This window comes from Legionella steigerwaltii, from assembly GCF_001468065.1.
Lineage (GTDB): Bacteria > Pseudomonadota > Gammaproteobacteria > Legionellales > Legionellaceae > Legionella > Legionella steigerwaltii.
Map to the genome: position 1 here is coordinate 227,797 of NZ_LNYZ01000038.1, position 12,037 is coordinate 239,833.

Here is a 12,037-nt window from a genome sequence, read left to right on the forward strand (position 1 = left end):
AAGATTTACTTATCTGTTATTATACCGAGTTAAAAAAACCCAATTGTATATAAAATGTACATTTATTGGGTTACTCGTTTTTTTGACTTAAAACATCGAGTACATAGTCCCAAATTTTACCTGCTACATTAATTCCTTTCCCATCAGACGGATTGAGATGTAATTCAATGTAAGGGAAACTATTATTTTCAATAATTCCAAATTGTTGCTTATGCCATGGAAGAGAAATATCCTGACAAATAAAATCAAGACCCGTAAGCGGTATATTGAGGATTTTATGTGCTTTTTCCAATAATAGTTTGTTCTCAGGATGTATCAGATCGGTAACATCACTGATTTTTGCACCACTACTCATAGTAACTTTTTTTGCAATAAAGATTTGTTGTCCCTTGTTTATTACCGTATTAAGAGCAACTCCCTGGGCTGACAAAATGTTTATCAAGTTGCTATTTGGAGTAATTTTATATGGATATTTACCATGACCTTCTTTCCACGTAACTTTATTTTTTTTATCAATTAACTCTTGAAGTGTAGTTACACCATCGCCAACAATGCTCTCAGGTTGTCTCCTCACACAAGCGATTAATGAATCATTAATAATTAATGACCGATAAACATCCCCAGGTATGTGTTTTTCAACCAGCACGCGAAAATCAACTTGCTTTACTATGTTTATCGCTTTTTTTAATTCATTTGGAGTTTGAATAGTACATGAAGTGTGAATACTTAGAGATTCAGATAATGGCTTAACCACAAGAGGAAATCCCAATGAAATGCCATAGTTGTAGGCTTTTTTGCTGGAAATAAAAACCCTCCCTAAGGGACAGGGAATTTGGCTATCTAATAATTTTTTCTTGAGGATCCATTTATTATCATATTTAGTATCCTCATCAAAGCGTGTATTTTTTTGAGAAATAAGAGAGATTGGAGTCTGTATGAAATAATATTTTTTCCTATTGTAGACCAACTTAAAATACAGAGTATGCAAGTTAGATTCCTTAAAATTATACAGCTCTAGCCCTCTTTTTTGTGCTTCATCCCAAAATGCAAGGACACTGTTATTGAATTGTTTCCTATCAATGGTCTGAGTCTTGGTATATAGTTTTAGTTTTTGAAAAATATTAATGACCAACTGATTTAATAGGTTATTGAATCGTAAAAAATCATGCTCTGATAGGAGAAAGAGTTTAGATAAAAGATAGATAAATGGATTGAATATAAAATAATGGAATAAATTAAAAAATTTTCTTCGAAAATGAGAACGTTTTTCGGGATAGCAATGCTCACAATGTTTATTGTCCATATATGCTGTGGGAACCGGTTTTAATGATTTGCAAATGTCACGTGAAGATTTGATTTCTTTATGTTCATCAAAATTTTTAACATAAGCGCTCATAATTTATCTCCACAGATTCGCCCATTAGCTATCATTATATCGAGTTAAAACAGATCAATTGTATATAAAATGTACGGATGCACCGTGTGTTTGCTTACCTACTGATATCTATGTAACACTGAACTTAAAAATCAATTCAGACTAAATTTGTTTAGAGAGTTTTCTTATTTAAAGAGGCTTAGACAGAACGAATGAAAGATAAATCAATATTGCTTGTAGAAGATAACGTTAAGTTAGCCAATTACCTCAAAGAAAGCTTACAAGAAGCAGGTTATGATGTTTCTATTGAAAAACGTGGTGATAGAGCGGTCTATCGCATCATTCGTGAGCAACCGTGCCTAGTAATATTAGATATAATGCTTCCTGGCATGAATGGTGATCAAATATGCCATACCATTAGAGATGAGTATTTGGGGAAAATACTCATGCTAACAGCAATTAATGATATTGAAAGTGAAGTATCCTCTTTAAATTTAGGAGCAGATGACTACTTAACTAAACCTGTTGCAGACGAGGTTTTGAAAGCAAGAATAGAGGCATTGTTACGTCGACCCAATTTAGTTAATAATCAAAATCAATTTCAATTTGGCAATTTTTCTATCAATTTTAGTACTAAGAGTGTTCATCTCTTTGATGAAGAAATTTCAATAAGTACCAGTGACTTTGAAATGCTTGCTTTGTTGGTTAAGAACCATGATAGGTTGCTAAGTCGAGATAGCATTATGTATGCTCTTTCTGGGCATGAATATGATGGGGTTGATAGAGGTATCGATTTAAAAATATCACGTTTAAGAAAAGCATTGAATGATAATAATAAAAAGCCCTATCGTATAAAAACAATTCATAAAAAAGGATATGTATTTGTATCAGCGGCTTGGGAATAAATACTGATCACAGCCACCGATCTTATGTAAGACTTATGAAAAATAGTAAAAAATTCTTTTGCCTCGACCTTGAGATTTTTCGTCCAGTGATGAAAGCTTCACCAAATATATCGCAAATCTATAATCATTTACCCTCGACAAAAGTATCATTTTAGAACGTTTGTACAATATATATACATTTGAGCTGAGTGTTTTTGATAAAATCAACCTATTATTTTAAGTAATAGTCGAGATGAGCCATGAAAGACGCTGCAATAGAAATCTTAATATATAAACCAGATCCAGATCATCCACTGCCTGAAAATCAGAGAGGTGTGGTGATAAATCCTCACTTAAAACAACGGTTCAAGCAATTTGTTCCAATTGGCGTCTATTTAGAAGGCTCTGATTTGAAGTATTATTTTTTCGATCAGTGTGATAAATCCCCAAAAATCTATAGTAGTTTGGATGAACTCAAACGAGACTTACCGGAAGAACTAGACAATATATTTGAGAAGAACCCAAAATTATTTATTATGGGCCATGCTGGTGGTGGCGAATATGGTATGGGTAATTGCCATGGCCCAAGTGAGCAGTTATATGATGATAATTTTGATAATTTATTACATGGTTTTAAACGAGCATTGCCCGCACATCATGGTGAAGTTTTTGTGACTTTAGAAGGTTGTAATACAGACAATCAACTTAATGCTGCAGCAAACTCACAGGAAAAAACATTTTTAGAAAGAGTATCAGTGAAACATCCAGAAATCACGTTTGGTGGAACTGGACCATGGAATGCGCAAGATGTACAGACCGGCTTCCGATCCCTTTCGCCGGCATCCCCTATCACATCGATGGCAGGAAATATTTGGAAGGCTGGAAACAGTGTTATTTTTCATCATGGTGAATATCAAGTTGCCGTTCGAAAATCTTTATTTGCCTCAACACAAACAGCTAAAGAATTAAAAGTGAACACCATAGAATATGCACGTGCAATGCTAGGTAAAGACGGTAGCGATGAACTGATAGCAAAAATCGCTTTAAATCGAGATATTCTAAACATTCAAGATTTAAAGAAAATTGAGGGTTTTCCAGAATTGCGATTTGAAGGAGAAGATGTTTCAAAGTTTGTTGAACAGGAAAATCAAATATTAGGTAAAGAACAAGAAAATTATTTAACACGTGTCCGTCATATCTTAGGTCGGGCGGACCCTATAGAACAACTGACAGATAGAGAGGTACTAGAACTTCTCTTAGGTTTAAAAGAACCTTCTGTATTTAAAGGTCATGAAGACTTGCTAGAGTCAATTCTAGCTAATAAGGCTTTGTTAAACCTGGCAATGGTAAGTTGTGGAAAAGTCCTTATTGGTGGCCCAAGTAATGATAGCGTCATTGCTTTATTATTAAAACATGGCGCTGATATTAATAGTGCTGATAAAAAAGGCATGACGGCTTTGCACTATGCGGTACAGAATTTTTATAATTATAGAAAAGAGCCGTTACATCTCATTAAAAAGTTATTAGAGTGTGGTGCTAGTCTTGAAGTGCGAAATGAAAAAGGACAGACTCCTATCGAGACAGCGCAAGATCATAGCAAAGATGGAAGAGTAACTGCTAGTGATAAGCTTCTCGCATCTTTGAAATCTAGCAATTCGCCACCAACTCCCATAGAACTAAAACAATCTGTTAGACAAATATTTCAGATGAGTCAACACAAGGCTGATGAACTACTTTCATTACCTATTGCGAAACGTGAATATAGCAAATGCAGTGAAGGCACTCTTTATATTCCTGAAGATGTAGTGGAAAAATTGCATGGAATCTTGCAATCTGCAACGGGGAGTAATGAACTATTATCGGCGTTTGAATCAGAGCTTAGTGTGGTTATCAGCGCTCTTGAAAAAGGCATTGGAACTGGAGAAGCGATTGATGGTGAGGAAGATGAATTTATCCCCAAACGTTTTGAAAATGCAAAACTCCAGTTAACAGCGGTTATCGACTCACTGGTTGGGATGAAACAAGAGATGGATACTTCAAAAGATGCTACAGTTGAGGACCAACTTCCAAAACTAAAATCTTAATCATTAGGAATATATTGGAAGTACTATGGTGAATCGAGCACCTTTTAATATCGGTGATTGTGTAGACATGACCTTTCCTCCGTGGAGATTAACAACTTTTTTAACAATAGCTAATCCTAACCCAATATGTTTATCTCCAATTCCTGCGTCTTCAGCAATTGTATATTCAGAAAAAATGTCATCCGCACCCTCCTCCGGCAAGCCTGGGCCATCATCGTCTACGTGAAGTAAAATATGACTATTATCCAGCGAAATGGTTAAAGAAATAGTGTGCTCTGCAAATTTCATGGCATTTGTAATCAAATTGGTAACAGCGTGTTTTAAAATATTTTCATCTATGTATGCTTTCAAAGAATTTAACTCATTAGAATGAAATGTAATTTCAAATGTTGAGGAAGAATAAGACTCTAATAACTTTCTTAACCATACTATTATATCGGTCTCAGACTGTTTTAATTTCAATTCGTTTGCATGCATTTTTGAGTAAATCAAAAAAGTGCTGACGAGCCGATTCATATCTGCAATATCTTCTTGTATGCTGTTTATCTGTTTATTGAGCAATGCATCTTCAGCGTTTTTCCTTTTGATACTATCCGTCGCCATTTGTATGGTTGACAAAGGGGTCCTAATTTCATGCGCGACAAACCGGCACAATTGTTTATGTGATTCAATCAGTTCTTTTAATTGCTCACCCATTTGGATGATATTCCTATACAGCCCATACAAAACAGAGGTAGCACCTATTTTCCGATGAAAATCAAAGTTCCCTTGACTGAAATTTTTAGTTATCTGATACACCTTTTTCATATTTCTAACAAAAAGCAATGAAAATAAGGCAATAAGACAAAGGGATATAAAAAAGAAAGTTCCTATAAAATAATACATAACATCGCTGATTCTTGCCATAACTGGTAGATAGCTTAGTGGGCCAATTTTGAGTATTCCACCACTAAAACTATAATAGAGAATAACAATTTGTGACGAGTTTTTATTGGTTTCAAATACTAGACGCTTTGTTGATAAAGAATTAATTATATTACCTGGTAAGTATTTACTTTTAGTTTTATAAACATGAAGAGGGAAACCATATATTTTTTCTAAATGTAATAGTTCATTACTCCAGGTATTTTTTGATTTTGATAATAAATGTTGAACGATTTGTTTTAAAACAGGATTCATATAATTAAAAATAATTTCGCCAGGATCTGAAAAATTGTAAGCTAATGCATATGGGGTATTACCAATTTTTTTATACGCAGTATGTTCTACAATGACCTCGTTTAGAAATTGATAGGTTGTACCTGATAAAAAAATGATTTCACCATTATTTAATTGATTATTCTGCACCAGGGTGAGTTTTAGACTGTCGATTGCTATAAGATGAATAACATTATCTGTTTTCTTCTTTATTATCGCATCCCAGTTTGATTTCGGGTTATTAATTAACTCTTTTTCTAAACTAATTAAAAGCCCTTGCGAGGTCGTTTTTCCAGCATTAACAACTATCTTTGTCTCAACTGACTTTAAATATTTAAAAAATGCCAAAACAAGAATTAAAAAAATCACAAAGAACGCAGTCAAAATTTTAATATAAATATTAAATTTCATTACTAGGCACTCTAAATAAAAATAATAGATGCCTTTTCACAAGAAAGTACTCTGGATTATCTTTGATAATTTCAATATCTAATTCTGGCATAATTATCCTACGTTTTGTCTATCTTTATAACTCTTGTAATTAGCCTATTTAAGGCATCCAAATTATCGATATTCGTTATGGCCTCATCAAATAATGATAAAGTCTCTGGATCGTGTGTTTCTAAATACTTGAATGCTTTTTTTGGACCTTGATAACGCAATTCTTTGAATACAAAATAATCCTCTAGAATTGTGAAGATTGACCAAATATGGCGATATTTTCCTTCTAAATCTCTAGTATACGCCCTTGCCAGCATTTTTTGATACCACACTCTACGTGCTGTAATTTCATCAGGAGGGAGGGACTCAGGCAATATTAAAAAAGCAGAGAGTTTTTTTAATAACTCTGTGCCAAAATGAGCTTTTTCAAGAACAACGATGCCATCTGACATACATAAATGTTCATCAGAAATTGAATCAAAAGCATTCTCAGGATAAACAAAAATATCATGATAAACTTGATGTGCTTCATCAAAGTGTGCTATTCGTTGCTTATCTCCTTTTTCCCTAATCCCTGCAACATCATAATCACTGGTTACTGCGAAGTCTCCTCGTGCGCGCGAGCCATATAAAATAATTGTATGGCAATGATGTAAAGATATTAATTCATCAACAATGAATTGCAGAACAGCATCATTTTCTAATGATATTTTCTTTTGTGTCATTCCCTTACCTTCTTATTTTGTAACCATAATACCAACGGCTTCCTGTGGTGGAACTGGTTTGAACCGTATGATCTACTCCTGCTGGAATCAATACTTCTTCTCCAATAGCAGGTTTTAACGTTTTATTGCCCACGGTTAAAATAACTTCACCTTCAAGCAACATGAATAACTCATCCGTTTCATGCCTAAAATCCTTCCAAATTTGACCTGGGGGATCTTCCCAAAGCTCAAAACTAAAGCCACGAGAGCGCCAATTGTTCTCAATTATTGTTGTATCCAGCATTTTAGGCTTATTATTTAAAATCATTCTTTAATTTTACACCACTGAAGAGCATCAACACCACAACCAATGACTTCAATGATCTTGTGTCGAGACTTAAGGCCTCTCTTTATTTTAATTTGACTTTTAGGGACTTTGAATAAGACAGACAGGTATCGCACTAATTCCATGTTGGCTTTATCTTCAATAGAAGGTGCCGCGATTTTTATCTTTAGTTCCTCTCCAACAGCACCTACTACTTGATTGCATTTGGCACCGGGTTGAATAAGCAAACTAAGAATTAATCCATTATCCTTTTGTTTATACCACGGATATAGGTAAATCATCTTACTGTTCCATTATTTTATCCTGCTTTTACTATTCTATTGAGACTCGCTTTTTTATGTATAATATTCTCTTGGTAACTATTTAAAGGGAAGTTTTTTATGTTAAGTAAGACTTATATTTTTCTCGTCATTTTTTATGCATTTTAACTTCCAAAAATGAATAATCTACTACCACTTTTCAAATGGGGAACCGATTACCTGGTTTCTAATGGCTACTCAATAGAGCACTCACCAGAAATTGTATTGTCAACACCGTGGTCTCATGTGATCCGATTTGCAACATCAACAGAGAATTTTTATTTAAAACAAACACCACCCTCTCTTTTTCTATCTAATGAGCCCAAAATCATTCGAGTATTGTCATCCCAATTCCATGCCAATGTGCCCGATATAATTGAAATTAATGAGGATTTACATTGTTTTCTAATGAGGGATGCGGGTATTTCTTTGCGTCAAACGCTTAAAACCAACTTCAAGCCAAAGCTATTATGCGAAGCAATAAAGCAATATGCCACAATCCAACTCAGCGCAGAAGAATGTATCGCGACATTTCTCAAACTAGGCGTACCTGATTGGCGATTAAATCAATTACCCTTTCTTTATGATCACATGTTAAAGCAAACTGCTTTTTTAAAAGCAGAGGGTCTAACGGATAAAGAATTGCAAACATTACACAGTCTAAGTCCGAAATTTTCAGCGCAGTGCAAATTATTAGCAAGCTTTAGGATTCCTGAAACCATAGGTTATCACGATTTTCATGATAAGAATGTTCTTCTTGATCCAATTACTAAAAGAATGACGTTTGTTGATTGGGGAGAGACCGCGATCATTCATCCATTTTTTTCGTTACATACCTGTCTAGAACAATCGATTACTCACTATGGAGTAACAGAAGGTGATTCAACATACCAGAAACTTCAAGATGCTTGCCTCGAAAAATGGTTAGGATTAGCGACAAAGGAACAGCTATCAAGTGCGTTCCTTTTAGCCAAACAAATCCGGCTGTTTTGGAATATACTCGCATCTAATCAGTTTATGCTAAGTGTTGATCGACAGGCCTACCAAGCCTATTATCCCAATCAGAATAGCCCGATCGCAGGTGGCTTTAAAGCGTTTCTTGAGGGCATGCATTAAACCCAAGGTTTGTTGCTATTAGAATAATCATAATAAGCAAATTATTAGTTCTATAAGTATTCATGATACACTACTGACATGATTTGGCAGCAGTATTTATTACAATAATGTCTCGAACTGAACGTTTATTTGATTTAATTCAATTACTACGACGTCATCGATTACCCGTGAGCGGCAAAAATCTTTCAGAAGAATTAGGCGTGAGCCTACGGACTCTTTACCGAGATATAATAACCTTACAATCCTTAGGCGCGCCAATTGAAGGCGAGCCCGGTGTTGGTTATGTGCTTAAATCTGGTTTTATGTTGCCTCCTTTGATGTTTTCAGATGATGAAATTGAGGCAATGGTGCTAGGGTCACGTTGGGTTGCACAACGAGCGGATACTCAACTTAAAATCGCAGCTCAAAATGTGCTTGCAAAAATTTCAGCACTCCTTCCTACTGAATTAAAACACCAACTAGAAACTTCAGGACTCTTAGTTCCCCCAGGAAAATGTGCCGAAAGTAAGGATAGTGATCTTATTCTCATTCGCAAAGCGATACGTTTAGAACGAAAAATCGAATTAGAATATCAAGATCTCCAAAACAATCATTCGACACGAATACTCTGGCCTATTGCGCTCGGCTTTTTTGAGGAAGTTCATCTCATGGTGGGTTGGTGTGAGCTAAGGCAGGACTTCCGTCACTTCAGAACCGATAGAATTCTTCAAGTATCCATTAAAGAACAAAAATATTCCGAACGCCGACAATCCCTTTTAAAGAAGTGGCGCACCCTACATAATATTCCCCAATCCTATTGAATGATACTGACAAAAACTGTCATGAGTCTGTTTTATATTCTCCAATGAATTTAACGAAAAATAAAAAACAGGAGAAATCATGACATTCGACCCCAATTTAGTTCTATTTTATGTGAGCAATATAGATAACAGTACTCATTTTTACTCAGAATTGCTCAATGCCCAGCCTATCCACACTGAGCCTGATTACGCCATGTTTCTATTAAAATCCGGTTTGCGATTGGGATTATGGTCTCAAAATTCTGCGTTACCCGCACCAACTGCATTGGGTGGCGGTAGCGAACTCGCCATTTTGGTTCCCGATGAACAAGCCGTTGATGAACTTTTTAGAAATTATCAAACTAAGAACTTTAAAATGATACAAGAACCAACACCAATGGATTTTGGTTACACGTTTGTAACCTGCGACCCAGATGGTCATCGAATTCGCTTTTTTTCAAAGAACTGATCATGAACCAAAACTGGCTGGCTGTCGCCTGCGCGTCCCACGTACGGATTGGAGTGGAAGGAGGCTTTATGCAAGTTTGCCACGGTAAACTTGCGCCTCTAAAAAAAATACAAGCAGGTGATTGCATCATCTATTACTCACCAACTCTGCACTTTAAAGGGATTGAGAAATTGCAAGCATTTACAGCACTTGGAATCATTCTACCTGGTGACCCCTACCAGGTAGATATGGGCAATGGTTTTTTTCCATTTCGACGCAATGTACTTTGGGCCAATAAAGGATTTGATGTTCCCATACACGCGCTCATTGAATCACTTGAATTGACAAAAAATAACAAGAATTGGGGATACCCCTTTCGTTTTGGATTATTAAAAATCACTGAAGAGGACAAACGCATCATTGCGAATGCCATGCAGGCTTATATTAATTAAAACTTCTATTTGGAGAACGGTATGACTGTTATTATCCCCCAATTGACTCAGATTCAAGAATTTACAGTAACTGGAATGAGTGTAAGAACAAAAAATGAAGAAGAGTTTAATCCTCAAACGGCAAGACTGCCTCAACTATGGGAACAATTCTTTGATTCAAACATCAGAGCACAACAAGAAAAGCCGGTTTATGGCGTATACCACCATTATGAGTCCGACTCATCAGGGTACTATACAGTCACCGCGGGAATAGAAATTGTGAATGAATCTAAAGCTACGAACTTAGATAGAGTCGCTATAAAAGCGGGCAACTATCTGGTTTTTGAAGCAATCGGTCCTAATCCCTCAGCAATCATTAATGCCTGGCAAACTATTTGGAGCTATTTTAATAAAAAATCAATATACGAAAGAACCTACCTCACTGATTTTGAGCTCTATAAAAAGCCTCATGAAAGTGCAGTATACATAGGCATAAAATAACCAACATAAGACATTAACTATGACAACAACTCTAAATAAAATCGAAATGATGGAGTCACTCAAAACACTTAGAAGCGAGCTCGAGTTACTCAAAAAACCTGATTCGGAGCAAAAAGCAATCTATTATAAAACGGGACCAGGAGATTATGCAGAGCATGACCAATTTATGGGTGTAAGCGTCCCTGATTTAAGAAAAGTCGCCAAATGCTATCAATCATTACTACCCTTTTCTTTGTTACAAGAATTGTTGTATTCACCCATCAATGAAGAGCGATTATTAGCCTTGTTGATTTTAGTAACCCGTTATCAAAAAGGAGATACAGACCTTAAGCAAACGATTTTTCAATTTTATTTAACTCACATCAATCAGATTAATAATCTGGAATTTAGTTGCCTAAGAAGTAAATCCAGGAGAGTGAAATATAATTTTCTTGGCTAAGGTTACATGCTCTAATACTACACGCAGTATGACCATCCCCAATGAGTTAAAAAAGTATTTTTGTCCTCTTCTGACTGCTGAGCAGTTCTATTTTTTCCAGTCAAAACCTGTTCAAGATAATAGCGTCCATCCCCAAAAAATCGTTGAAGTTGGTAAAACCGGCACAATTCATGGTTAATGCTACAGTTGGGATTCAGTTTTAAATAGAACTCAGTCAATGGAGCCTGTTCATAATGCCAAAGGTCTCTCTCAATTGGTGCAATTTTAACTCCATCCCAATCAACCAACCAAACATCAAAAGGAGTTTGTAGTACATTATAGTGGTGAGGGTCACCATGAGTTAGAGCAAAAGGGACTGGCTGCTGAGTGAACTTCTTTTTCCATTCTTGTAATTGAGATAGTCCTTGTAACAATTGCTTTTTATAACACTCCAGTTGGGACAACATCGATTCTGCATGCGTTTCCTCAATCACCTCAACTGAATTGTTAATCCAATCCTTTATTCCTAACGCATAATTGATATCAAAATGTTCTGTCTCAAAAAATGAGAACTCATGAACTGGAATTTGATGTAATTGAAATAGAAGAGTAGCCATTTTATCGGCCAAAAGCTGATTGGGCGAATAGGCTGGATGAATTCCTTCAATGTAGTCAAACAATGTCAAAATCAATTCATTGGTCCTAAAACAATAATGGCCCTGAACATCTGAAATCATATAGGACAAGTTCTTCATACCAAATTCGTTTCTGAATCGATTTAAAGCGATACCGGTCTGGTTGAGTGATTCAATCGTAGGATGGATTGGAACCAGCGATTGGCCTTCAGGATAAACTTTTAGAAAATATTTTTTAGTCGTATTCGTCGAAATAACAAATCCATAAAAAGACCCCACCTCAACAAAATGGAGCTCTGAGGCCATAATCTGGTAGCCTTGATATAAAAAATCCATCAGCTGTTCATCAGAATAATTTAATTCTCCACGGCGCATCTCT

14 protein-coding genes are annotated in these 12,037 nt (G+C 35.6%); 8 read left to right on the plus strand and 6 right to left on the minus strand.

The window, feature by feature from the left end; translation table 11 throughout:
- Window positions 1-70: 70 nt before the first annotated feature.
- Window positions 71-1,396 (minus strand): hypothetical protein, encoded by a 1,326-nt coding sequence (locus tag Lstg_RS16040; protein ID WP_058478619.1) that lies wholly within the window; start codon window positions 1,394-1,396, stop codon window positions 71-73.
- A 191-nt stretch (window positions 1,397-1,587) separates the two neighbouring features.
- Between Lstg_RS16040 and Lstg_RS16045 the strand changes: the two genes are divergently transcribed.
- Both Lstg_RS16045 and Lstg_RS16050 read left to right on the plus strand, forming a co-directional pair.
- Window positions 1,588-2,280, plus strand: coding sequence for a response regulator (locus Lstg_RS16045; protein ID WP_011212550.1), 693 nt, complete (start codon window positions 1,588-1,590; stop codon window positions 2,278-2,280).
- 239 nt (window positions 2,281-2,519) lie between these two features.
- Window positions 2,520-4,343, plus strand: coding sequence for an ankyrin repeat domain-containing protein (locus tag Lstg_RS16050; protein WP_058478620.1), 1,824 nt, complete (start codon window positions 2,520-2,522; stop codon window positions 4,341-4,343).
- Between the two features lie 3 nt (window positions 4,344-4,346).
- On the opposite strand, the gene Lstg_RS16055 is transcribed toward Lstg_RS16050, so the two are convergent.
- The 4 genes from Lstg_RS16055 to Lstg_RS16070 form a co-directional block, all read right to left on the minus strand.
- Window positions 4,347-5,951 (minus strand): sensor histidine kinase, encoded by a 1,605-nt coding sequence (locus Lstg_RS16055; RefSeq protein WP_058478621.1) that lies wholly within the window; start codon window positions 5,949-5,951, stop codon window positions 4,347-4,349.
- A gap of 98 nt (window positions 5,952-6,049) precedes the next feature.
- Window positions 6,050-6,706 carry a nucleotidyltransferase domain-containing protein gene (locus tag Lstg_RS16060; RefSeq protein ID WP_058478622.1) on the minus strand — a complete coding sequence of 219 codons (657 nt, stop codon included), beginning with the start codon at window positions 6,704-6,706 and terminating at the stop codon, window positions 6,050-6,052.
- Window positions 6,707-6,710: 4 nt separating this feature from the next.
- On the minus strand, window positions 6,711-7,013 hold the full coding sequence (locus tag Lstg_RS16065; protein WP_010655404.1) for a cupin domain-containing protein: 303 nt from the start codon (window positions 7,011-7,013) through the stop codon (window positions 6,711-6,713).
- A complete protein-coding gene (locus tag Lstg_RS16070; protein ID WP_058478623.1) occupies window positions 7,010-7,312 on the minus strand; it encodes a DUF167 domain-containing protein in 303 nt (100 codons plus the stop codon). The genes Lstg_RS16065 and Lstg_RS16070 overlap by 4 nt, the downstream gene beginning before the upstream one ends.
- A 156-nt stretch (window positions 7,313-7,468) precedes the next feature.
- On the opposite strand from Lstg_RS16070, the gene Lstg_RS16075 reads away from it, so the two are divergent.
- The 6 genes from Lstg_RS16075 to Lstg_RS16100 all read left to right on the plus strand — a co-directional run bounded on the left by Lstg_RS16075 (window position 7,469) and on the right by Lstg_RS16100 (window position 11,044).
- Window positions 7,469-8,446, plus strand: a complete 978-nt coding sequence (locus Lstg_RS16075) for a phosphotransferase (RefSeq protein WP_058478624.1) — start codon at window positions 7,469-7,471, stop codon at window positions 8,444-8,446.
- A gap of 107 nt (window positions 8,447-8,553) precedes the next feature.
- Window positions 8,554-9,246 (plus strand): helix-turn-helix transcriptional regulator, encoded by a 693-nt coding sequence (locus tag Lstg_RS16080; RefSeq protein WP_010655407.1) that lies wholly within the window; start codon window positions 8,554-8,556, stop codon window positions 9,244-9,246.
- 79 nt (window positions 9,247-9,325) lie between these two features.
- Window positions 9,326-9,694 (plus strand): VOC family protein, encoded by a 369-nt coding sequence (locus Lstg_RS16085; RefSeq protein ID WP_010655408.1) that lies wholly within the window; start codon window positions 9,326-9,328, stop codon window positions 9,692-9,694.
- Between the two features lie 2 nt (window positions 9,695-9,696).
- Window positions 9,697-10,125 (plus strand): EVE domain-containing protein, encoded by a 429-nt coding sequence (locus Lstg_RS16090; protein WP_029489149.1) that lies wholly within the window; start codon window positions 9,697-9,699, stop codon window positions 10,123-10,125.
- Between the two features lie 21 nt (window positions 10,126-10,146).
- Window positions 10,147-10,605 (plus strand): GyrI-like domain-containing protein, encoded by a 459-nt coding sequence (locus Lstg_RS16095; RefSeq protein ID WP_010655410.1) that lies wholly within the window; start codon window positions 10,147-10,149, stop codon window positions 10,603-10,605.
- A gap of 19 nt (window positions 10,606-10,624) precedes the next feature.
- Window positions 10,625-11,044, plus strand: coding sequence for a DNA alkylation repair protein (locus Lstg_RS16100; RefSeq protein ID WP_238585460.1), 420 nt, complete (start codon window positions 10,625-10,627; stop codon window positions 11,042-11,044).
- 17 nt (window positions 11,045-11,061) lie between these two features.
- On the opposite strand, the gene Lstg_RS16105 is transcribed toward Lstg_RS16100, so the two are convergent.
- Window positions 11,062-12,033, minus strand: coding sequence for a phosphotransferase (locus Lstg_RS16105; protein ID WP_058478625.1), 972 nt, complete (start codon window positions 12,031-12,033; stop codon window positions 11,062-11,064).
- Window positions 12,034-12,037 lie beyond the last annotated feature (4 nt).

What these genes read in the sequence shown, in the direction of transcription:
- Lstg_RS16095 (WP_010655410.1), top strand. Translation starts at nt 10,147, where the DNA reads ATGACTGTTATTATCCCCCAATTGACTCAGATTCAAGAATTTACAGTA.
- Lstg_RS16045 (WP_011212550.1), top strand. Translation starts at nt 1,588, where the DNA reads ATGAAAGATAAATCAATATTGCTTGTAGAAGATAACGTTAAGTTAGCC.
- Lstg_RS16080 (WP_010655407.1), top strand. Translation starts at nt 8,554, where the DNA reads ATGTCTCGAACTGAACGTTTATTTGATTTAATTCAATTACTACGACGT.
- Lstg_RS16060 (WP_058478622.1), bottom strand. Translation starts at nt 6,706, where the DNA reads ATGACACAAAAGAAAATATCATTAGAAAATGATGCTGTTCTGCAATTC.
- Lstg_RS16070 (WP_058478623.1), bottom strand. Translation starts at nt 7,312, where the DNA reads ATGATTTACCTATATCCGTGGTATAAACAAAAGGATAATGGATTAATT.
- Lstg_RS16100 (WP_238585460.1), top strand. Translation starts at nt 10,625, where the DNA reads ATGACAACAACTCTAAATAAAATCGAAATGATGGAGTCACTCAAAACA.
- Lstg_RS16055 (WP_058478621.1), bottom strand. Translation starts at nt 5,951, where the DNA reads ATGAAATTTAATATTTATATTAAAATTTTGACTGCGTTCTTTGTGATT.
- Lstg_RS16105 (WP_058478625.1), bottom strand. Translation starts at nt 12,033, where the DNA reads ATGCGCCGTGGAGAATTAAATTATTCTGATGAACAGCTGATGGATTTT.
- Lstg_RS16090 (WP_029489149.1), top strand. Translation starts at nt 9,697, where the DNA reads ATGAACCAAAACTGGCTGGCTGTCGCCTGCGCGTCCCACGTACGGATT.
- Lstg_RS16075 (WP_058478624.1), top strand. Translation starts at nt 7,469, where the DNA reads ATGAATAATCTACTACCACTTTTCAAATGGGGAACCGATTACCTGGTT.
- Lstg_RS16065 (WP_010655404.1), bottom strand. Translation starts at nt 7,013, where the DNA reads ATGATTTTAAATAATAAGCCTAAAATGCTGGATACAACAATAATTGAG.
- Lstg_RS16085 (WP_010655408.1), top strand. Translation starts at nt 9,326, where the DNA reads ATGACATTCGACCCCAATTTAGTTCTATTTTATGTGAGCAATATAGAT.
- Lstg_RS16050 (WP_058478620.1), top strand. Translation starts at nt 2,520, where the DNA reads ATGAAAGACGCTGCAATAGAAATCTTAATATATAAACCAGATCCAGAT.
- Lstg_RS16040 (WP_058478619.1), bottom strand. Translation starts at nt 1,396, where the DNA reads ATGAGCGCTTATGTTAAAAATTTTGATGAACATAAAGAAATCAAATCT.